This window comes from Streptomyces sp. NPDC051567 (genome assembly GCF_044454165.1).
Lineage (GTDB): Bacteria > Actinomycetota > Actinomycetes > Streptomycetales > Streptomycetaceae > Streptomyces.
Genome location: NZ_JBITDK010000019.1, coordinates 50,582 through 71,619, shown reverse-complemented (window position 1 = coordinate 71,619; position 21,038 = coordinate 50,582). Strand labels below are relative to the sequence as shown.

Here is a 21,038-nt window from a genome sequence, read left to right as displayed (position 1 = left end):
GCATGACAGAGACGGCGAGCAGCTCGGCACGAGGTTCCCGCGCCAAGGGGACCAAGGCCGCCAAGAGCGGCCTGCGTATCGAGCGCATCCACACCACCCCCGGCGTCCATCCCTACGACGAGGTGAGCTGGGAGCGCCGTGACGTCGTCATGACCAACTGGCGCGACGGCTCGGTCAACTTCGAGCAGCGTGGCGTCGAGTTCCCCGACTTCTGGTCGGTGAACGCGGTCAACATCGTCACCAGCAAGTACTTCCGCGGCGCGGTCGGCACCCCGCAGCGCGAGACCGGTCTGAAGCAGCTGATCGACCGGATCGTGAAGACGTACACGAAGGCCGGCGAGGACTTCGACTACTTCTCCTCGCCCGCCGACGCGGAGATCTTCGAGCACGAGCTGACCTACGCCCTCCTGCACCAGATCTTCAGCTTCAACTCGCCGGTGTGGTTCAACGTCGGCACGCCCCAGCCGCAGCAGGTCTCCGCCTGCTTCATCCTGGCCGTCGACGACTCCATGGAGTCGATCCTCGACTGGTACAAGGAAGAGGGCATGATCTTCAAGGGCGGCTCCGGCGCCGGCCTGAACCTCTCCCGCATCCGCTCCTCCAAGGAGCTCCTCTCCTCCGGCGGCAACGCCTCCGGCCCGGTCTCCTTCATGCGCGGCGCCGACGCGTCCGCCGGAACGATCAAGTCGGGCGGCGCCACCCGCCGCGCGGCCAAGATGGTCGTCCTGGACGTGGACCACCCGGACGTCGAGGACTTCATCGCCACCAAGGTGAAGGAGGAGGAGAAGATCCGCGCCCTGCGTGACGCGGGCTTCGACATGGACCTGGGCGGCGACGACATCACGTCCGTCCAGTACCAGAACGCCAACAACTCCGTCCGCGTGAACGACGAGTTCATGACAGCCGTCGAGAACGGCACCGAGTTCGGCCTGCGGGCCCGCATGACCGGCGAGGTCATCGAGACGGTCGACGCCAAGGCGCTCTTCCGCAAGCTCGCCGAGGCCGCGTGGGCCTGCGCCGACCCGGGCATCCAGTACGACGGTGTGATCAACAACTGGCACACCTGCCCCGAGTCCGGCCGCATCACCGCGTCCAACCCGTGCAGCGAGTACATGCACCTGGACAACACGTCCTGCAACCTCGCCTCGCTGAACCTGATGAAGTTCCTCGACGACGACGGCAAGGGCGACCAGTCCTTCGACGCCGAGCGCTTCGCCAAGGTCGTCGAGCTCGTCATCACCGCGATGGACATCTCCATCTGCTTCGCGGACTTCCCGACGCGGAAGATCGGCGAGAACACCCGCGCCTTCCGTCAGCTCGGCATCGGCTACGCCAACCTCGGCGCCCTGCTGATGGCCACCGGTCACGCGTACGACTCGGACGGCGGCCGGACCCTCGCCGCCTCCATCACCTCGCTGATGACCGGTACCGCGTACAAGCGCTCCGCCGAGCTGGCCGCCATCGTCGGCCCGTACGACGGCTACGCCCGCAACGCCGAGTCGCACAAGCGCGTCATGAAGCAGCACGCCGACGCCAACGCCGTCGCGCCGCGCACCGCGGACCTGGACAACTCGGTCTGGGCCGCGGCCACCGAGGCGTGGCAGGACGTGATCCGCCTCGGCGAGAAGAACGGCTTCCGCAACTCCCAGGCGTCCGTCCTCGCGCCGACCGGCACCATCGGTCTCGCGATGTCCTGCGACACCACCGGTGTCGAGCCGGACCTGGCCCTGGTCAAGTTCAAGAAGCTCGTCGGCGGCGGCTCGATGCAGATCGTCAACGGCACCGTCCCGCAGGCCCTGCGCCGCCTGGGTTACCAGGAGGAGCAGATCGAGGCGATCGTCGCCCACATCGCCGAGCACGGTGTGGTCGTCGGCGCCCCGGGCCTGAAGACCGAGCACTACTCGGTGTTCGACTGCGCCATGGGCGAGCGTTCCATCTCCGCGATGGGCCACGTCCGCATGATGGCCGCGATCCAGCCCTGGATCTCCGGCGCGATCTCCAAGACGGTCAACATGCCGGAGACGGCGACCGTCGAGGAGATCGAGGAGATCTACTTCGAGGCGTGGAAGCTGGGCGTCAAGGCGCTCGCGATCTACCGCGACAACTGCAAGGTCGGCCAGCCCCTCTCCGCCAAGAAGAAGGAAGAGGAGAAGGCCGAGGTCACGGCCAAGGCCGAGGACACGATCCGCACCGCGGTCGAGAAGGTCGTCGAGTACCGCCCGGTCCGCAAGCGCCTGCCCAAGGGCCGCCCGGGGATCACCACCTCCTTCACGGTCGGTGGCGCCGAGGGCTACATGACCGCGAACTCCTACCCCGACGACGGTCTGGGCGAGGTCTTCCTGAAGATGTCCAAGCAGGGCTCGACCCTCGCGGGCATGATGGACGCCTTCTCGATCGCCGTCTCGGTCGGTCTCCAGTACGGGGTCCCGCTGGAGACGTACGTCGCGAAGTTCACGAACATGCGTTTCGAGCCGGCCGGCATGACGGACGACCCGGACGTGCGGATGGCGCAGTCGATCGTCGACTACATCTTCCGCCGCGTGGCACTGGACTTCCTGCCCTTCGAGACCCGCTCGGCCCTCGGCATCCACTCCGCCGAGGAGCGTCAGCGCCACCTGGACACCGGCTCGTACGAGCCGCTCGACGAGGAGGAGCTCGACACGGAGTCCCTGGCCCGGTCCGCCCCGCTGACCGTGGTGCCGGTGGCGCCGAAGCCGGTGGCCGTCGCCCCGGTCCCGGCCCCGAAGACGGCGCACAGCAACGCGGAACTGGTCGAGATGCAGCTCGGCGTCTCCGCCGATGCCCCGCTCTGCTTCTCCTGCGGGACGAAGATGCAGCGCGCCGGCTCCTGCTACATCTGCGAGGGCTGCGGCTCCACCAGCGGCTGCAGCTGACACGGCCCGCCGCGCTGAGCGGCTGACGGAGCGGGGACCGGCCCAGTGCCGGTCCCCGCTCCGGCGTGTGCGGCCCCGGCCCTACCCGGTCGGGTGTCCGGACCTCGCACACCCGACCGGGCGGCGCGGAACCGGTGCGGACCTACGTCACCGAGGACCTGACCCGGGCCGCGCCGGGCCCGTACGATGACACGGTGCTGGTCAAGTGGATTCGCTGCACGGTGACGGACCGACGCGGGTTCGAGCGCGGGCAGCGCAAGTGGGCGGGGCTGCCCGGCGAACCGGGCTTCCGGGGGCAGGGCGGCGGCTGGAGCCGGGGTCGGCAGGGGGTCGCGCACGTCTTCACGTTCTGGGAGAGCCGATCCTTCTACGACTCCTTCATGGCCCGCTCGTACGACCGGCTGGCCGCGGCGCAGAACGGCACCTACACCGACGCCCGGGCCACCCTCTTCGACCACCGCTTCGACGTGAAGACCGGTTTCGAGCCACGCTTCACCGACGCCGATGTCGTCCGGGTCGCCCACACCCGGGTACGGGAGGGCCGGGTGGACCACTTCGCCCTCATGCAGGAGAAGGTGTGGAATCCCGCCATGGCGGGCTCGCCCGGCATGATCCGCGGCCTCTTCGGGGAGGCGCCCGGCCGGGAGTTCCTGGTGCTGTCCATGTGGCAGGCGGCGGCCGAACACGGAAAGTACCGGCAGGAACGGGTGGAGCGGCTCTCGCTGCGCGCCCAGCTCCAGGCCGACGTCGAGGCCCTCACCGGGGACGTCGTCGACCTCGAACCCTCCTGGACGATATGACCGTACGACGACCGTAACGGCGTCCGGCGTGCCCGGTCGGCCCGCCCGGCGGTGGCCGAATAGGGTCTGGGGATGGTTCGACCACGGCGCATCGTCCTTGTCCGGCACGGGGAATCGGAGGGGAACACCGACGACACCGTCTACGAGCGGGAGCCCGACCACGCCCTGCGCATGACCCGCAACGGTCACCAGCAGGCGGCGGCGACGGGCAAGCGGCTGCGCGAACTCTTCGGCGACGAGCACATCAGCGCGTACGTCTCCCCCTACCGCCGGACCCTGCAGACCTTCCGGGAGCTGCGGCTGAACCCCTCCCGGGTCCGGATGCGCGAGGAGCCGAGGCTGCGCGAGCAGGACTGGGGCAACTGGCAGGACCGGGACGACGTACGGCTCCAGAAGGCGTACCGGGACGCGTACGGGCACTTCTTCTACCGGTTCGCCCAGGGCGAGTCGGGGGCGGACGTGTACGACCGGGTCGGGTCCTTCCTGGAGAGCCTCTACCGCAGCTTCGAGGCCCCGGACCACCCGGAGAACGTCCTGCTCGTGACCCACGGGCTGACGATGCGGCTCTTCTGCATGCGCTGGTTCCACTGGTCGGTGGCCGAGTTCGAAGCGCTCTCCAATCCGGGGAACGGCGAGTTCCGGGTGCTCCGGCTGGGCCCCGACGACCGGTACCGGATGGACCGCCCGTTCGAGCGCTGGACCACACCCGAGCCTTATGACCTGGACGGCTAGTGCGGTGACCGGGAAGGTTTGCCGATAAGCCCGCGGCGTCCGGTGCGGCGCCTCGCAAGGCGGAGGGGCGCCCGTAGTGCTGGACGTACTCGGGTGCTCCGACAACGCGGCGAGGTGCCGTGCCGGGCGGCGCGGGCCGGTGAACCTTTCCGGTCACCGCACTAGAGTGAGCCGGGATGACCCCTGATTCCACTCCCGAACGGCGCTACGCGCGCGCCCTGGCCAGCCTTCGAGGACTGGCGCTGGGCGATGCGCTGGGCTCCCAGTACTTCGTCCCCGCGAACTATCCGCTGCTCAAGCGGCGCGAGCTGCCCACCGGCGGCGAGCCCTGGCAGTGGACGGACGACACCGAGATGGCCTGCTCGGTGGTGGCCGTGCTCGCCCGCCACGGACGTGTCGACCAGGACGCGCTCGCGGACTCCTTCGCCCGCCACCACGACTTCGACCGCGGTTACGGCCCCGCCGTGAACCGGATGCTCCGCCTCGTCCGGGAGGGCGCCGACTGGCGCACGCTGTCCGCCGAACTCTTCAACGGGCAGGGCTCGTGGGGCAACGGCGCGGCCATGCGGATCGCGCCGCTGGGAGCCTGGTACGCCGACGACCCCGAGCAGGCCACCCACCAGGCGGAGATCTCCTCCTACACCACCCACCAGCACCGTGAGGCGGTGTGCGGGGCGATGGCCGTGGCCGCCGCGGCGGCGCTGGCGGCGGCCCCGGCCGGTCCGCCGACCGCCGCCGACCTGCTGGACGGGGTGATCGCGCTGGTGCCGCGCAGCGCCGTGGGCGCCGGGCTGCGGCGGGCGCGGGGCATGCTGGACTACGACGACGCGACCACGGTCGCGGCGGTACTGGGCTGCGGACGGCGCACCAGCGCGCACGACACCGTGCCGTTCGCGCTCTGGTCGGCGGCGCGGGCGCTGGACGACTACGAGCGGGCGTTCTGGACCACCGCGCAGGTGGGCGGGGATGTCGACACGACCTGCGCGATCGTCGGCGGGGTGCTGGGCGGGCGCGGGGACGAGGCGTTGCCCGCCGCCTGGACCGCGCGGACCGAGGCGCTCCCGGCGTGGCTCCCGGAGACCGCCGCGCACTGACGGGGTCCGCCCGGCCGGCGGGTGCCAGGGTTTCCCGTACGACGGGAAACCGTGCCGCGTCGGCCTTCACGTATGCGATCCCTCGTCGTCGCATGCCGCTTCGGCGGGGCGGTCGGGGTGGGTCGTGGGAGCCGTGCGACGGCCTGCCCGAGCCCTGTGAGGTCCGGAATCCGGCGGTGTGTGTCGGGCCGGAGGGTCTGGGTGTTCCGGTCGGCGCTGCCGTTCCCGATGGTGCGGGTGCGGCGTGCGGTCGTGTGCGGGAGTAAATCGGATGGGCGGCTGGCGGTCGGGGGGCAGCCCGGGGTGGGCAGGCGGCCCGGGGCGGCGTAACCTTGCTGGCGCCATGCCGTACGAAGCACCCACCCACACCGTCGAACGCTCCCTCCGTGCGACCACCGGCGCCAAGGTCATCGCCGGGGTCGACGAAGTCGGACGAGGGGCCTGGGCCGGTCCCGTCACCGTGTGCGCGGCGGTCACCGGTCTGCGCCGCCCGCCCGCAGGGCTCACCGACTCCAAGCTGCTCACCCCCAGGCGACGCGACGCGCTCGTCGGCGTCCTGGAGGAGTGGGTCACCGCCCACGCCCTCGGGCACGCCTCCCCGGAGGAGATCGACGCCCTCGGGATGACCGCCGCCCTGCGGCTCGCCGCCGGACGCGCCCTGGAGGCCCTGCCGGTCCGGCCCGACGCGGTGATCCTCGACGGCAAGCACGACTATCTCGGCCCGCCCTGGCAGGTCCGTACGGTGATCAAGGGCGACCGGTCCTGCGTCGCCGTCGCCGCGGCCTCGGTGATCGCCAAGGTCCGGCGCGACCGGATGATGGCCGAACTCGGCGAGCGGGGCGACGGCATCGAGGACTTCGCCTTCGCCGCCAACGCCGGATACCCCTCGCCCGTCCACCGGGCGGTGCTGGAGGAGCGGGGCCCCACCCCGTACCACCGGCTCTCGTGGTCCTACCTCGACGCGCTGCCCCGGTGGCGTCACCTCAAGAAGGTGCGCCGCGGCGAGCGGGCGGCGGAGCTGGAAGACGGAGGACAGCTCGGCTTCGATTTCTGATCGCGCCCAGGCACCACCCACCGGTACGTTTCGTACTGGTGTTTGATACATATCAACTCCCGCCTCTCACCCGCCATCGAGGAGCCTCAGATTCACGAGAGTGCCCAGGGTCCCCGCGCCACGCAGGCCGCAAGCCCCACCGCGCAGCCCCCCCGCCCTGTACCCGGTCCGCGTCCCGCCGCCGTACCCCGGCCCGGACGCCCCGGTCCTTCCCCCGCAGCGGCGAGCCGCGCGGGAGACACCCCCCGACCCGCACCGCGTGCGCCGCAGGCCACCCCCGGACCTGTTCCCGCAGCTCCCGCCGGACCGTCCGCCCCGGCGCCGCAGGTGCAACTGGTCCCCGCCTCCGCCGAGGGCGCGCTGGACGCGGCCGAGGAGGCCGTGGACCTGCTGCTCGACACCGGCCGCGCGCCCGGCGACATCCTGGTGCTCACCACCGGCGACCCCCACCCGTGGGCCGCGCACGAACTGTCCTTCGGCGAGGCGTCGTACTGGGCCCAGCACGACGCCGGGGACGACGTCTTCTACGCGGACGCCGCGCGGCTCCAGCGCGCCGCGGGCCGTCCCGTCGTGGTCCTCGCGGCCAACGGCGGACCGGCCGGGGCGACGGCCGCCGCCCTGCCGGCCGCGCTCGCGCGGGCCGGTGCGCTCCTGATCGTGTGCGGCGACGCGCAGCAGGCCGACTCCGTGCCGGGTACGGGCGTCTGACGCCCCCGTACCCCTGGTGAGGCCAGAGGGGCGGGACCGGCCCCGCGCCGGTCCCGCCGCCCCCGGAGCCGGGTTCCGGGGGTCGCCGTACAGGGGCCGCCGTGCAGGAGCCGCCGTACGGGGGTCAGCGCGCGGCGGTCCGCCGCAGGGCCTCGGCCGGGCCGCCACCGGTGCGCAGCGGCAGCGGGCCGAACCCGGGCACGGTGTCGCCGAGGTGTTCGGGACGGGAGTCCGAGCCGGGCCTCCGGCCGCCCCGGCCCTCGCCCAGCACCTGCCAGCCACCGCGGGTCAGCGTGATGTACGCCCCGCAGCGCAGCCCGTGCAGGGTGCAGGCGTCCCGCAGCCCCCACATCCAGGCCCCGTCCTCCTCGGTCCACTGCCCGTCGCCTTCGCGGCAGTAGAGCAGCACCGCCGTCCGTACCGGAGTCCTGCGCCGCAGGTCGTGCGGGACGACCCGGCGCAACCGGGCGAGCAGGGCGTTGCGGTACTCCCACCCGTCGGCCGACGCCGACGGGTGCACGAACGAGGCGCTCGCCACGAGCCGCTCCTCCGGGCCGAGGACGGCGATCATCGCCATCGACGGCACCGGGCCGTGCCGGGAGTGCAGCCCGGTGACGACCTCCCGCGGATTGCGCAGGAGGGGAACCCCCGCCGCCGTCCACTCGGACGGTTCGAGCAGCCTGCCGTGACGGCCGCCGCCACCGGCCCTGGCCGGGGACGTGGTCGAGGGCGGGGCGAATCCGAAGGTCACGGTCCTCCCTTCGGATACACGCCCGGGGACGGGCACGGCTGGGTGCGGGCGCGCCGCGGCGCGGCCCGGGAGAGTACCGAGGAGCCGAGCGGGGAGCCCCCCGATTCTCGCGCGGCCCCTGAGCATGCGGCAACGAGCAATTGACGTTGCCGACCGGAATTCGCCGGTATGCCGCTCATATCCTTGCTCCACCGGACAGAAGATGACGCATTCGGCTCCCGCTGGAGCGCGCGCACCAGCGGAAACACCTCTTTCGCACCACCCGCCCGAACGGCCCGGCGGGCCGGCGAGGGTCCGCCCGCCCGCCGCGGGCCGTCCGCCAGGAGGGCCGGACCAGCCGCCCGGCCCGGGCCCGGCCGCCGGGGACCGCCACCGGGCCCTGCGCGACACCGTCCGGAATCAGCTGGTCCGGAGCGCGCGGGGCGATCGCAGGGCAAACATCGGGCGGACATCGGGCGCCGCCGGGCACCCGGCCGGAGCCCCGGCGGGCCACCCGTGAGCGGGAAGTCACGCTGGGTGAGTTGGTCGATTGTCCGTGCCATCGGGTTGCATGGGGGCATGGACACCCTGGAGCTCCGCGCCGAAGCCGATGCCATCCTCGCCGAGCTCGTCGGCGCCCCCGGGGGTCCGGCGCGGCTGCGGGAGGACCAGTGGCAGGCGGTGGCGGCCCTGGTGGAGGAGCGCCGCCGGGCCCTGGTGGTGCAGCGCACCGGCTGGGGCAAGTCGGCGGTGTACTTCGTCGCGACCGCTCTGCTGCGCCGGCGCGGCTCCGGCCCCACGGTGATCATCTCGCCGCTGCTGGCGCTGATGCGCAACCAGGTCGACGCGGCGGCGCGGGCGGGCATCCGGGCGCGGACCATCAACTCGGCCAACCCGGAGGAGTGGGACACGATCTACGGGGAGGTCGAGCGCGGCGAGACCGACGTCCTCCTCGTCAGCCCGGAACGCCTCAACTCCGTGGACTTCCGGGAACAGGTGCTGCCCAAGCTCGCGGCCACGACCGGCCTGCTGGTGGTCGACGAGGCGCACTGCATCTCCGACTGGGGACACGACTTCCGCCCCGACTACCGCCGCCTGCGGGCGATGCTCGCCGAGCTCGCCCCCGGCGTGCCCGTGCTGGCCACCACCGCGACCGCCAACGCGCGGGTCACCGCCGACGTGGCCGAGCAGCTGGGTACCGGTGCCGGAGAGGCCCTGGTGCTGCGCGGCCCGCTGGAGCGGGAGAGCCTGCGCCTGGGCGTGGTCCAGCTCCCGGACGCCGCGCACCGCCTCGCCTGGCTCGCCGAGCACCTGGACGGGCTGCAGGGCTCCGGGATCATCTACACCCTCACCGTCGCCGCCGCCGAGGAGGCCACCGCCTTCCTGCGCCAGCGCGGCTTCCGCGTGGCCTCGTACACCGGCAAGACGGAGAACGCCGACCGGCTGCAGGCCGAGAACGACCTCCAGGGCAACCGGGTCAAGGCGCTGGTGGCCACCTCGGCCCTGGGCATGGGCTTCGACAAGCCCGACCTGGGCTTCGTGATCCACCTCGGGTCGCCGTCCTCGCCGATCGCCTACTACCAGCAGGTCGGCCGCGCCGGCCGCGGGGTCGAGCACGCCGACGTCCTGCTGCTGCCCGGCAAGGAGGACGAGGCCATCTGGCGCTACTTCGCCGATACCGCCTTCCCGCCCGAGGCCCAGGTGCGTCAGACCCTCTCGGCCCTCGCCGACGCGGGACGGCCGCTGTCCGTGCCCGCCCTGGAGGCGGCGGTGGAACTCCGGCGCACCCGGCTGGAGACCATGCTCAAGGTGCTCGACGTGGACGGGGCCGTCAAGCGGGTGAAGGGAGGCTGGACCTCCACCGGCCGCCCGTGGACCTACGACTCCGAGCGGTACGCCTGGGTCGCCCGCCAGCGGGCCGCCGAACAGCAGGCCATGCGCGACTACGTGAGCACGTCCGGGTGCCGGATGGAGTTCCTGCGCCGGCAGCTCGACGACGAGGGGGCCGCCCCCTGCGGCCGGTGCGACAACTGCGCCGGCACCTGGGCCGACCCCTCCGTCTCGCAGGAGACGCTGACCGGGGCGGCACGGGAACTGGACCGCCCGGGCGTGGAGGTCGAGCCGCGCCGGATGTGGCCGACGGGGATGCCCGCACTGGGCATCGACCTCAAGGGGCGCATCCCCGCAGGCGAGCAGTGCGCCACCGGGCGCGCCCTGGGACGGCTCTCGGACATCGGCTGGGGCAACCGGCTGCGCCCGCTGCTGGCCGAGAACGCGCCCGACGGGCCGGTCTCCGACGAGGTCCTGCGAGCCGCAGTGGCCGTCCTCGCCGACTGGGCGCGCTCGCCGGGCGGCTGGGCGCCGAGTGTCCCGGACGCCTCCGCCCGGCCGGTGGGCGTCGTCGCCGTACCGTCCCTGACCCGCCCGCAGCTGGTCGGCTCCCTCGCCCGGGGGATCGCGACCGTCGGCCGCCTCCCCTTCCTGGGCACCCTGGCGTACACCGGGCCGGACGGCGCGCACTCGGCACGCCGCAGCAACTCCGCGCAACGCCTCAGGGCGCTGTCCGGCGCCTTCACCGTCCCCGAGGACCTGGCGGGCGCGCTGGCGGACGCTCCCGGCCCCGTCCTGCTCGTGGACGACCTCACCGACTCCGGGTGGACCCTCGCGGTCGCCGCCCGCCTGCTCCGCCGGGCGGGCGGCACACAGGTGCTCCCGCTGGTCCTCGCCTCGTCGGGCTGAGCCCTCCCGGGGCGGGGCGGGCCTTCCGTGCCGGGCCGAGGGGGAGCGGGGCGGACGGGCGCGGGTGGTCCACGGGTGGGCCGCCGTCGCCCGCAGGTAGCTCGCAGGCAGCTTCGGAAATCCCGGTCGACGGGGGGCAGGGCGCCGTCGGAGCATCGGAGTGCGGCGCTCCGTACCGTCGAGCGCCCCGCCCGTCCCGCCCGTCCCATCCCCGAACGAGAGAAGCGTGGACCACCCGATGAGGCCAGAAGCCGTCGTAGCGTTGCCTGCCGAGCCCACCCGGCTGCGGGTCTTCTCCACGGTCGTCCTCGGGGCGTCCTCGCCGCAGGCCGCCGCCGAGGCCGCGGGAGTCCCCGCGAAGGAGACCGCCGTCGCGCTGCGCCGCCTGCGCGCCGGCGGCCTGGTCACCGGGGCCGACGACCTGCTCGCCGCGCACACCGACCACTTCAAGGGCATCGTGCGCGACAGCCGCGTCACCGAGGAGCCCGATCACCACGGATACGCCGACGAGCAGGTCGAATCGCTGCTGCGCACCTTCGCCCGCGACGACCGGCTGGTCCGGCTGCCCTCCCACTGGGGCCGCCGCCGTATCGTCCTCCAGCACCTGACGCACCGCACGTTCGCCACCGACACCACCTACGACGAGCGTTCCGTCAACGAGAAGCTGAAGGCGTGGTGCGAGGGGGCGGGCACCGACCACGTGACGGTCCGCCGCTACCTCGTCGACCTCTGCCTCCTCGGCCGCGAGGCCGGCCGCTACTGGCTGCGCACCGATATCCAGCCCGCGCTGTAGACGACCCGGACACCGGCGCCGCGTCCCCGCGCCGTCCCGCCCCCCCTCGAAGGGCCCGCCCCGGGCAGGCCCTTCGGCATGTCCGCACCCGGGCACGGAGGCTGGGCGCCGCACCCCGCGGCCGGGCTCCGGCGACGCGCGCGAAGCTGGCGCACCCATGCCTGCCCGAGTGCCGCAAGCGCGCCCACCGGGGTGCCTAGTGCGGTGACCGGAAAGGTTCACCGGCCCGCGACGCCCGGCACGGCACCTCGCCGCACTGCACTCTCCCCCAGCTACCGCTGGGAGGTGCCCCCGCGCTCGTTTCGTCTCGGCTCCTCTTCGAGGCCCTTGGAGGCCGAGCTGTCGGGGCGCCCGAGTACATCCGGTACTACGGGCGCCCCTCCGCCTTGCGATGCGCTCGGCATCCGAAGGAAAGGCAAGAGCCGAGACGAAGTGAGCGCAGCGAACGCAGTCGCACCGGACGCCGCGGGCTCATCGGCAAACCTTTCCGGTCACCGCACTAGCCTGATACCGCGTGTGGTTCCTCAACCGGCGGGAGGGGCCGAACTCCACCCTCAAGGCCCCGCTGCCCATGCGGTTCTCCGGTCGGCTCGACCCCGCTGCCCTGGCCGCCACCTTCCTCGACGCCTTACCGCCCTGGCCACCACCCCGGACGCCCCGATCACCGACCGGGGAACACGGCAGGGGTAAGACGGAAGGGCGGCAGGGGCAGGGCGGCCGAGCACCCCCGCGACAGCCGGTCCGCCGCCGCGACCCGTGCGTGTCCCGCCCGGTGGGAGACCGGCCACGACACGGAGCGCGTCCGCCACCGGCACCGAGTTCAGTGCTTGGTGCGGAGTCGGCCGAGTACCTCAAGTCTGCGTTCATGCCCCCATGCAACCCGATGGCTCCGACATCGCGCCACCACCGCTCCAGACCTGTGGATGTTGAGCGTTCAAGAGTTATCCACAGGGGTTTCCGGATCGGATTCCGCACGGGACCTTCGGGACATGACGAACAACCACGAAGCACGCACCCCGTCCGGAGAGCCCTCCGGCACCCCGTCCGGCTCCACCACCAACCCGCAGATCACCCTGCGCAGTCCGGCCGAGCTGGCCGACGCGCTGCCCTACATGCTCGGCTTCCACCCCACCGACTCCCTCGTCATGGTGGCCGTGCACGGTGAGGGCGGACGTTTCGGGGGTCGCCTGCGCGTCGGTATCCCCACGAACCGCGCGGAATGGGAGGACACCGCCCGACAGGTCGCCGAATGCCTGGTCAGGGGCAGCGAGCGGCGCGGCGGGAAGCCGGACGGCATCGTGATCTTCCTCTGCCAGGACCCACGGGACGACGACAGCGGCCAGAGGGTGATGACCCGGCTCCGGCCGCTCGCCCAGGGCGTCAGGCTGGCCTGCGGCGCACTGGACGTACCGGTCCTGGAGGCCCTGTGCCTCTCCGGGGGCCGCTACTGGTCCTACTGCTGCCCCGACGAACGCTGCTGCCCGGCCGAGGGCAACCCGCTCGCCCTGGCCGGTACCTCGGTGATGGCCGCGGCGGCGACTTTCGCCGGACTCCAGGTCAGGGGCTCCCTCAAGGAGATCGAAGGGCGCCTGGCCCCCCTGCGCGGGGCCGCGGCCGAGGAGATGGAAGGAGCGCTGGACCGGGCCGCCGCAGCCCTGATGCCGAAGATCCTCGACGGGACCACCCGCGAGGAGATCGGCGCCGGGACCGTCGCACTGGCCCGGTCCCTGATGCGGCGCATGACCCTCGCCCCGCCCGCCGAGGGCGGTCCCCGCGCCGACGACTGGGACGACGCGCTGCTCGGCCACGACGAGGCCGCCGCACTGATCCTCGGCCTCCAGGACCGCGAGATCCGGGACATCGCGGCCGAGTGGATGGAGGGCGAGGAAGCCGCCCCCGCCCTGCGGCTGTGGCGGGCGCTGGCCCGGCGCTGTGTCGGGGTGTACGCCGAGCACGCGGCGCCGCCGCTCACCCTCGCGGGCTGGGTCTCCTGGTCCACCGGGGACGAGCCGACCGCCCGGATCGCCCTCGGAATGGCCCTGCGGGCGGACGCCGACTACCGCTTCGCCCAACTCCTCCACCACGCCTGCAGCGAAGGCATCGACCCGGAAGGGCTGCGGCACTGCCTGCGTGAGGAGCGACGACGCCGCGAACCCCGGCGCAAGCGCCCCGTGGCAGCCGTCCGCCCGCCCGGCCGTCGGAAACGGCCGGCCCGCCGCGCGCCCCGGAGCACCGCGGGGAGCGACCAGTGAGCCCATGCCCGGACCGGCGGACGCGGTCGTCATGGTGGGGGAGGGCGGTGACGCGTCCCGGCGGGGCGGCCGGTCTCCGGGCCGAGCTCCTCAAGGTCACCGAAGCTCTGTTTATCGTCAAGCAGACGACTATGATCACGGTATGTCGCCCTACGACCCGTCGGCCTTCCCGCCCTTCGCCGTCACCGTCGACCTGGTCGTGCTCACCGTGCGACGCCACGCACTCTGCGCGCTGGCCGTCCGACGAGGCGAGCAGCCGTTCCAGGGGTGCTGGGCGCTGCCCGGCGGCTTCGTGCGCGGGGACGAGGACCTCGCGGCAGCCGCGGCCCGGGAACTCTCCGAGGAGACGGGGTTGTGCGCGCACGACCCCGCCGACCCCGGTGTGGGCAACGGGGCGCATCTCGAACAGCTGGCCACCTATGGCGATCCGAAGCGCGATCCGCGGATGCGTGTCGTCAGTGTGGCGCACCTGGTGCTGGCTCCGGACCTGCCGGCGCCGAAGGCCGGCGGAGACGCCAACGGCGCACGCTGGGCCCCTGTCGACGAACTGCTGGCCGCCGCGGACGAGGCATCCGAAGGGCTCGCCTTCGACCACGACCGGATTCTCGCCGACGGCGTGGAGCGCGCCCGCTCCAAGATCGAATACTCCTCCCTCGCCACCGCCTTCTGCCCCGCCGAGTTCACCGTCGGCGAGCTGCGCCGGGTCTACGAGGCCGTCTGGGGGGTGGCCCTCGACCCGAGGAACTTCCACCGGAAGGTCACCGGAACCCCCGGGTTCCTGGTACCGGCCGGAGGGACGACGACCCGCCAGGGCGGACGCCCCGCCCAGTTGTTCCGGGCCGGCGGCGCCACCCTGCTCAACCCGCCGATGCTGCGCCCGGAAGTCTGACGCACCGCCGTCACGGCCGGCACCGTCGCCGTTGCCCTCGCCGCGCCGGGCGAGGGCAACGGGTCCGCGCGCAGCCCGGCCGTCACCACCACGACCATCACCACCACGGCCGTCCCCCGGGCGACAGCCCGGCCCGGCCGTGCCGCCGGTGCCGACACCACCGCAGGCGACCCACCCGGTCCGGCGCCAGGGAGCCCCTATCGGCCGGACGGGAGGGCCAGAACCGCGCCCCCTCGGGCCGGTTACGTCGAAAATCGGACATATCGCGCTACCTTGCGTAGGGTACTCACCCTGCCGCAGAGCGGTCTCACCCCCCGCGAGGGAAGCGATGCTCCAGGCCATCGGACTCACCAGCACGCCCCGTCCCCACGCCCCGCCCCTCGTGGACGACCTCACCTTCGAGGTCCGCCCGGGGAGCGTGACCGCCCTGCTCGGCGAGCCGGGCTCGGGCAAGACCACCGCACTGCGACTCATGCTCGAACTCGAACCGGGCCGCGGCGTGACCTACTTCCGCGGTCGCCCGCTGCACCGGACCCCGCACCCGGGCCGTGAGGTCGGCGTACTGCTCGGCGACGTCCCCGGCAACCCGTCGCGAACCGTCCGCAACCAACTGCGGATGCTCTGCGCCGCCGCCGGGGTGCCGGCCTCCCGCGCCGACACCATGCTGGAGGTCGTCGGGATCGCGGGCCTGCGGGACCAACGGCTCGGCTCGCTCTCCCTCGGAATGGAACGCAGGGTCGGGCTGGCCGCGGCGCTCCTGGCCGACCCCTGCACCCTGCTGCTGGACGAGCCCGCCGCAGGACTCTCCCCCCGTGACCGGGGCTGGCTGCACGGACTGCTGCGCGGGCACGCCTCGCTCGGCGGCGTGGTGCTCTTCACCACCGACGACGCGAAGGAGGCGGCCCGCAGCGCCGACCGGGTCGTCAGCATCGAGGCGGGGCGTCTCGTCGCCGACCAGGACGCCACCGAGTTCGCCCGGACCAGGCTGCGGCCGAGGGTCGCCGTGCGCACCCCGCACGCGGCCCGGCTGGCCGACGTACTGGGCCGGGAGGCGCGGGCGGCCCACCGGACGGTGGAGATCGTCGAGGAGAGCGGCAGCCGCCTGTCGGTGTACGGCAGCAACTGCGCCGAGGTCGGTGAAGCGGCGTTCCGGCACGGAGTCCTGGTCCACCGGCTCGCCGACGAGACCGGTGACACGGGCACGCACGCGTCACCGGTGCCACAGGCCCGCACCGGAGCGGGGTCCCCGCCCGGACCCGGCACGGAACCCGGCGGAGCACGCGGCACGCCGTCCCGGGAGGACGCGGGCGGCCGGCCCGGGTACGCCCGCGCCCAACGGCCCCCCTCGGCGGTGCGCCGCGTCGGCGGACCCTTGCGGCCCCTGCGCTACGAGCTGCTCCGGGTCTTCGGCACCGCCACCCCCGTCCTCACCGCCGTGCTGGTGCTCGCCGTGTCGGCCGGCATCGCCCTGGTGCTGGCCCGGTCCGGTCAGCCGGCCCAGGGCCGGCTGCTCACCGCCTGGCCGAAGCTGCTGCCGCTGCCGCCCGCCGCCCTCGGCGCGGGACTGCTCGGAGCCCTGGCCTTCGGTGAGGAGCACCGGTACCCCGCACTCACCGCGGACCGCGGCACCGTGCCCCGTCGGATGGGGCTGCTCACGGCCAAGCTCACCGTCGCCTCCGCCCTCGCCCTGGCGCTGGGCGCGCTGACCGTCATCACCGACGCCGCCGCCCTGGCCCTCGTGTTCGACCGGGGGCCGCTGCGCCTTCCCGCCGAGTGGCTCTCGCCGTCCGTGAGTTGGGCCGGGCTCCTCGTCGGCTGCTCCTGGGCCGGCGTCCTGGCCTCCGGTGTCTTCCGGTCCGCCACCGCGGGTCTGGCCGCGGTGCTCGCCGTACCGGTCGTGGTGGTGCCGCTGGTGCGCAAGGTGCTGGAGGGCCCGTCCATGTACCCGGCGACCGGGCTCGCGGCCCGGCTGCGCGGCCTGGCCTGGGCGCAGTGGCCCCCGGAGGTGGACCGTCTGCTCCTGGTGGCCCTGCGGGCGATGGCCCAACCCGTGGGCACCGCGCTGGCGTTGTCGCTGATGGTCCTGTTGTGCGCCTATGGGTTCACACGATTGCGCGGCCGAGTCCGTTGGTGACCGTTGCGGCGCTGGAGGCGACCCATCGGGACCGTTGTGGTCCGCATCGGGTGAAGCGGACCACAACTCCCCGCAAAAGGCCCGGTTCTTTACGATAAGTCGTCAATTGCGCAGGTGGCACCGATCACCCTTTCGTGTGCTTTTCACCAAAGACCTCAAGGGTCGTGGAGGTGCGGCCGACAAAGGATTCGTGAGTACCCTTGCGCACACCATGATGACCGCCGCCCGCCACGCCGAGTCCGGCATCGTCGGCCCGGGCGAACTCGACCGCTACCCCTACACGGAGACCCCCGGGTCCGACCGTGTCGGAGTACCCCACTGGGACGGCTCCGACGTCGAGTTGAGTCGTGTCGGCCGTCGCGCCGCAGGCAGCCGAGGCCGCGGACTCCACGGCCAACTCGTCCAGCAGCTCGGACAGATGATCGTCTCCGGCGATCTCGGCGCGGACCGCCCGCTGGTCCCCGAGGAGATCGGCCAGCGCTTCGAGGTGTCCCGCACGGTCGTCCGCGAATCGCTGCGGGTCCTGGAGGCCAAGGGCCTCGTCAGCGCCCGCCCCAACGTCGGCACCCGGGTCCGCCCGGTCGCCGACTGGAACCTCCTCGACCCCGACATCATCGAGTGGCGCGCCTTCGGCCCCCAGCGCGACGACCAGCGCCGCGAGCTCAACGAGCTCCGCTGGACCATCGAACCCCTCGCCGCCCGCCTCGCCGCCGGCCACGGCCGCCCGGACATCCAGCAGCGCCTCTCCGACATGGTCGAGATCATGGGCCACGCCCTGGGCCAGGGCGACTCGATCACCTTCGCGCGGGCCGACAACGAGTTCCACGCCCTGCTCATCCAGGTCGCGGGCAACCGCATGCTGGAGCACCTCTCCGGCATCGTCTCCGCCGCCCTCCAGGTCTCCGGCAGCCCGATCACCGCCTGCGACCGCCCCAGCGAGACCTGCGTCGCGCACCACGCGCGCATGGTCGAGGCCCTCGCCGCCGGTGACGCGTTGAGCGCCGAGAACGCCATGCGCCAGCTCCTGACGGTCCATCCGGAGGTCGAGCGAGTGGTCCCCGCCCCCCGTGAGCACTGACGGGCGGACACGCGGGGTGAGCCACCTGCCGCCGGGCCTCGCCGAGCCCGGCGAGGCCCGGCGGCAGGTGGTGCGCGGCGCCGTCCTGGGCCCCGCCGGGGTCGGCCCAGGCGTCGCCCACCGTGTCAGAACCGCCCGTACAGCCCTATGACCGGCATTGGCGCACACGGGGTGTGACTCGGGCCACGAAGATTGGGCGTAACGCTCCGCGAGGTCACGCGATGACCTTAAGAGGTGATGGCCGACGGAGGGAAGACAGCAGCCCTTGCGGGTGCTGTGCAGCTCCCCGGCCCCTGCCCGCGCCGCCGGCCCATCCCCAGTCGGTGGTCGTCGGCTCCGGTCCAGCACCAGCGCAGGGCCCGGGGTCGGAAGCCGTTTCCATCGTTCCGAGAGGTTGTTCGTGTCGGCCAGCACATCCCGTACGCTCCCGTCGGAGATCGCCGATTCCGAGTCTGTGATGGCGCTCATCGAGCGGGGCAAGGCCGAGGGGCAGATCGCCGGCGATGACGTGCGTCGGGCCTTCGAGGCTGACCAGATTCCTGCGACCCAGTGGAAGAACGTTCTGCGCAGCCTCAACCAGATCCTCGAGGAAGAGGGTGTGACGCTGATGGTCAGTGCCGCGGAGTCGCCCAAGCGCACCACCCGTAAGAGCGTCGCGGCGAAGAGCCCGGCCAAGCGGACGGCCACCAAGACCGTCACGGCGAGGACGACGGCCGCGCGACCCACCGCCGCACCGGCCCCGGCGGCCGACCCGGAGACCACGGACGACCTCGTGCAGGAGGCCGGGACCGAGCCCGCCGCGAAGAAGACCGTGGCGAGGAAGACGGCCGCGAAGAAGGCGGCTCCCGCCAAGAAGACCACCGCCAGGAAAACGGCGGCGAAGAAGACCACGGCCAAGAAGGACGCCGACGAGGCAGGCGACGAGGAGACCTCGGACGAGGGTCCCGACGCGGCCAAGCGCGAGGCCGAGGAGGAAGAGGAGGGTGGCGAGAACAAGGGTTTCGTCATCTCCGACGACGAGGACGACGCCCCCGCCCAGCAGGTCGTCGTCGCCGGCGCCACCGCCGACCCGGTCAAGGACTACCTCAAGCAGATCGGCAAGGTCCCCCTCCTCAACGCCGAACAGGAGGTGGAGCTCGCCAAGCGCATCGAGGCGGGCCTGTTCGCCGAGGACAAGCTGGCCAACTCCGACAAACTGGCGCCCAAGCTCAAGCGCGAGCTGGAGATCATCGCCGAGGACGGCCGCCGCGCCAAGAACCACCTGCTGGAGGCCAACCTCCGCCTCGTGGTCTCCCTCGCCAAGCGGTACACGGGCCGCGGCATGCTCTTCCTGGACCTGATCCAGGAAGGCAATCTGGGCCTGATCCGCGCGGTCGAGAAGTTCGACTACACCAAGGGCTACAAGTTCTCCACGTACGCGACCTGGTGGATCAGGCAGGCGATCACGCGGGCCATGGCCGACCAGGCCCGCACGATCCGCATCCCCGTGCACATGGTCGAGGTCATCAACAAGCTCGCCCGTGTGCAGCGCCAGATGCTCCAGGACCTGGGCCGCGAGCCCACCCCGGAGGAGCTGGCCAAGGAACTCGACATGACCCCCGAGAAGGTCATCGAGGTCCAGAAGTACGGCCGTGAGCCGATCTCCCTGCACACCCCGCTCGGCGAGGACGGCGACAGCGAGTTCGGCGACCTCATCGAGGACTCCGAGGCCGTGGTCCCGGCCGACGCGGTGAGCTTCACGCTCCTGCAGGAACAGCTGCACTCGGTGCTCGACACCCTGAGCGAGCGCGAGGCGGGCGTGGTCTCCATGCGCTTCGGTCTCACGGACGGCCAGCCGAAGACCCTGGACGAGATCGGCAAGGTCTACGGCGTCACGCGTGAGCGCATCCGTCAGATCGAGTCCAAGACCATGTCGAAGCTGCGCCACCCGTCGCGCTCCCAGGTACTGCGCGACTACTTGGACTGAGCGGGTCCCTTCCGGCCCGCCGGGGCCGTGTACCGGTGGCCGCGCGGGTGCGTTTGGCCGCCGGGCATTCCACTCTGTGTGGAGTCGTGCACACTCGGAGTCAGGAGTCCTCATGCGTCGTCCCCTTGCCCGTGTCCTGGCGGGCGTGCTGACCGTGGTGGCGGGAGCGGCTGCGGTACCGCTCGTCCAGGTGCCCCAGGCCGTTGCGGACAGCGTGGTGATCGGCGGGAAGCCGGTGAAGGTGGCCGACAGCCCCTGGGTCGTGGCCCTCATCAGCCGTGACCGGTTCGGGGGAACACGGGGCGGCCAGTTCTGCGGGGGCGTCCTCGTGGGCCCGGCCAAGGTGCTGACCGCGGCCCACTGCCTGGGCCGCGAGGCGCTGGGCGGCCCCCTGGAGTCCGTGCGCGACTTCCGGGTGGTCGTCGGGCGTACGGAGCTGAGGGCCGCCGAGGGTCGCGAGATCCCGGTGCGGGCGGTCCGGGTGAACCCGTCCTACGACCGGGTGAGCAATGCCGGGGACCTCGCCGTGCTGGAACTCTCCGAAGCCGTGCCGGCGCAGTACGTCCTCCCCCTGGCCGGGCCGGGGCACCCCGCCTACGCGCCGGGGACCGACGCGGCCGTGTACGGCTGGGGCGACACGAGCGGCTTCGGCGACTACGCGTACGGGCTGAGGTCCGCGCAGGTGACGGTCCTGCCGGACGAGGTGTGCGGGCGGGCCTACCCGGGGGACGCGGACGGGCAGTACCGGGCGGAGTCCATGGTGTGCGCCGGGGCGCGGGAGGGCGGCCGGGACGCCTGCCAGGGGGACAGCGGGGGGCCGCTGGTCGCCCAGGGCAGGCTCATCGGGCTGGTCTCCTGGGGCCGGGGCTGCGGGCGGGCCGACAGTCCGGGCGTGTACACCCGGATCGCCCCGCTGGCCGGGTTCGTCACAGGCCCGGAGGCGGGCGCGCAGCCCGGCGGCGATCAGGATGCCGGACCGGTGGCCCCCAGGGGCTCAGGGCCGGGCCCCCGGCCCGTACAGGGGCATCGGGGGGAGTAGGCGCGTCACCCGGAAGGGGCGGGGGGGGCCCCCGGGGGGGGGGGGGCCGCCCCGGCGGGGGTTTTGTTGGGCGGGGCCCCCCCCGGACCGGGGGGGCGGGCCGCGCCCCGCCCCCCCCGGGCGGGCGGGTCGGGTT

The 21,038-nt window shown here is 73.0% G+C and carries 15 protein-coding genes; 14 read left to right on the top strand and 1 reads right to left on the bottom strand.

Annotated features, from left to right (window positions below):
* Nucleotides 1–2: 2 nt before the first annotated feature.
* From ACIA5F_RS20985 to ACIA5F_RS20960, 6 genes are all read left to right on the top strand, one after another.
* Entirely contained in the window at nucleotides 3–2,894 is a 2,892-nt protein-coding gene (locus ACIA5F_RS20985; protein WP_399355102.1) for a vitamin B12-dependent ribonucleotide reductase, read from the top strand.
* Nucleotides 2,895–3,088: 194 nt separating this feature from the next.
* Nucleotides 3,089–3,694 (top strand): YdbC family protein, encoded by a 606-nt coding sequence (locus ACIA5F_RS20980; protein ID WP_399355186.1) that lies wholly within the window; start codon nucleotides 3,089–3,091, stop codon nucleotides 3,692–3,694.
* 72 nt (nucleotides 3,695–3,766) lie between these two features.
* Nucleotides 3,767–4,426 (top strand): histidine phosphatase family protein, encoded by a 660-nt coding sequence (locus ACIA5F_RS20975; RefSeq protein ID WP_399355100.1) that lies wholly within the window; start codon nucleotides 3,767–3,769, stop codon nucleotides 4,424–4,426.
* Nucleotides 4,427–4,602: 176 nt separating this feature from the next.
* Nucleotides 4,603–5,520 (top strand): ADP-ribosylglycohydrolase family protein, encoded by a 918-nt coding sequence (locus tag ACIA5F_RS20970; RefSeq protein ID WP_399355098.1) that lies wholly within the window; start codon nucleotides 4,603–4,605, stop codon nucleotides 5,518–5,520.
* Between the two features lie 343 nt (nucleotides 5,521–5,863).
* Nucleotides 5,864–6,574 carry a ribonuclease HII gene (locus tag ACIA5F_RS20965; RefSeq protein WP_399355096.1) on the top strand — a complete coding sequence of 237 codons (711 nt, stop codon included), beginning with the start codon at nucleotides 5,864–5,866 and terminating at the stop codon, nucleotides 6,572–6,574.
* Between the two features lie 51 nt (nucleotides 6,575–6,625).
* Nucleotides 6,626–7,282: a hypothetical protein gene (locus ACIA5F_RS20960; RefSeq protein ID WP_399355185.1), complete on the top strand. Its 657-nt coding sequence runs from the start codon at nucleotides 6,626–6,628 to the stop codon at nucleotides 7,280–7,282.
* A 124-nt stretch (nucleotides 7,283–7,406) separates the two neighbouring features.
* Here ACIA5F_RS20960 and ACIA5F_RS20955 read toward each other — a convergent pair whose 3' ends face one another.
* Nucleotides 7,407–8,033 carry a hypothetical protein gene (locus ACIA5F_RS20955; RefSeq protein ID WP_399355094.1) on the bottom strand — a complete coding sequence of 209 codons (627 nt, stop codon included), beginning with the start codon at nucleotides 8,031–8,033 and terminating at the stop codon, nucleotides 7,407–7,409.
* Between the two features lie 558 nt (nucleotides 8,034–8,591).
* Here ACIA5F_RS20955 and ACIA5F_RS20950 point away from each other — a divergent pair.
* The 8 genes from ACIA5F_RS20950 to ACIA5F_RS20915 all read left to right on the top strand — a co-directional run bounded on the left by ACIA5F_RS20950 (nucleotide 8,592) and on the right by ACIA5F_RS20915 (nucleotide 20,902).
* Entirely contained in the window at nucleotides 8,592–10,751 is a 2,160-nt protein-coding gene (locus tag ACIA5F_RS20950) for a RecQ family ATP-dependent DNA helicase (RefSeq protein ID WP_399355092.1), read from the top strand.
* 238 nt (nucleotides 10,752–10,989) lie between these two features.
* Nucleotides 10,990–11,544: a DUF2087 domain-containing protein gene (locus ACIA5F_RS20945; protein WP_399355090.1), complete on the top strand. Its 555-nt coding sequence runs from the start codon at nucleotides 10,990–10,992 to the stop codon at nucleotides 11,542–11,544.
* Nucleotides 11,545–12,533: 989 nt separating this feature from the next.
* The gene (locus tag ACIA5F_RS20940) at nucleotides 12,534–13,796 is read left to right on the top strand and encodes a DUF4192 domain-containing protein (protein ID WP_399355088.1); all 1,263 of its coding nucleotides are present in this window, start codon (nucleotides 12,534–12,536) and stop codon (nucleotides 13,794–13,796) included.
* Nucleotides 13,797–13,938: 142 nt separating this feature from the next.
* Entirely contained in the window at nucleotides 13,939–14,685 is a 747-nt protein-coding gene (locus tag ACIA5F_RS20935) for an NUDIX domain-containing protein (protein WP_399355086.1), read from the top strand.
* 328 nt (nucleotides 14,686–15,013) lie between these two features.
* Entirely contained in the window at nucleotides 15,014–16,819 is a 1,806-nt protein-coding gene (locus ACIA5F_RS20930) for an ATP-binding cassette domain-containing protein (RefSeq protein WP_399355084.1), read from the top strand.
* A 190-nt stretch (nucleotides 16,820–17,009) separates the two neighbouring features.
* Nucleotides 17,010–17,897: a FadR/GntR family transcriptional regulator gene (locus tag ACIA5F_RS20925; protein ID WP_399355082.1), complete on the top strand. Its 888-nt coding sequence runs from the start codon at nucleotides 17,010–17,012 to the stop codon at nucleotides 17,895–17,897.
* A gap of 394 nt (nucleotides 17,898–18,291) precedes the next feature.
* Nucleotides 18,292–19,863: an RNA polymerase sigma factor gene (locus tag ACIA5F_RS20920; RefSeq protein ID WP_399355080.1), complete on the top strand. Its 1,572-nt coding sequence runs from the start codon at nucleotides 18,292–18,294 to the stop codon at nucleotides 19,861–19,863.
* Between the two features lie 112 nt (nucleotides 19,864–19,975).
* On the top strand, nucleotides 19,976–20,902 hold the full coding sequence (locus ACIA5F_RS20915; RefSeq protein ID WP_399355078.1) for a S1 family peptidase: 927 nt from the start codon (nucleotides 19,976–19,978) through the stop codon (nucleotides 20,900–20,902).
* The last annotated feature ends 136 nt before the right edge of the window (nucleotides 20,903–21,038 follow it).

Coding starts and splice junctions, on each gene's coding strand:
- ACIA5F_RS20985 (WP_399355102.1), top strand. CDS start 3: ATGACAGAGACGGCGAGCAGCTCGGCACGAGGTTCCCGCGCCAAGGGG.
- ACIA5F_RS20975 (WP_399355100.1), top strand. CDS start 3,767: ATGGTTCGACCACGGCGCATCGTCCTTGTCCGGCACGGGGAATCGGAG.
- ACIA5F_RS20970 (WP_399355098.1), top strand. CDS start 4,603: ATGACCCCTGATTCCACTCCCGAACGGCGCTACGCGCGCGCCCTGGCC.
- ACIA5F_RS20965 (WP_399355096.1), top strand. CDS start 5,864: ATGCCGTACGAAGCACCCACCCACACCGTCGAACGCTCCCTCCGTGCG.
- ACIA5F_RS20950 (WP_399355092.1), top strand. CDS start 8,592: ATGGACACCCTGGAGCTCCGCGCCGAAGCCGATGCCATCCTCGCCGAG.
- ACIA5F_RS20945 (WP_399355090.1), top strand. CDS start 10,990: ATGAGGCCAGAAGCCGTCGTAGCGTTGCCTGCCGAGCCCACCCGGCTG.
- ACIA5F_RS20940 (WP_399355088.1), top strand. CDS start 12,534: ATGACGAACAACCACGAAGCACGCACCCCGTCCGGAGAGCCCTCCGGC.
- ACIA5F_RS20935 (WP_399355086.1), top strand. CDS start 13,939: ATGTCGCCCTACGACCCGTCGGCCTTCCCGCCCTTCGCCGTCACCGTC.
- ACIA5F_RS20930 (WP_399355084.1), top strand. CDS start 15,014: ATGCTCCAGGCCATCGGACTCACCAGCACGCCCCGTCCCCACGCCCCG.
- ACIA5F_RS20915 (WP_399355078.1), top strand. CDS start 19,976: ATGCGTCGTCCCCTTGCCCGTGTCCTGGCGGGCGTGCTGACCGTGGTG.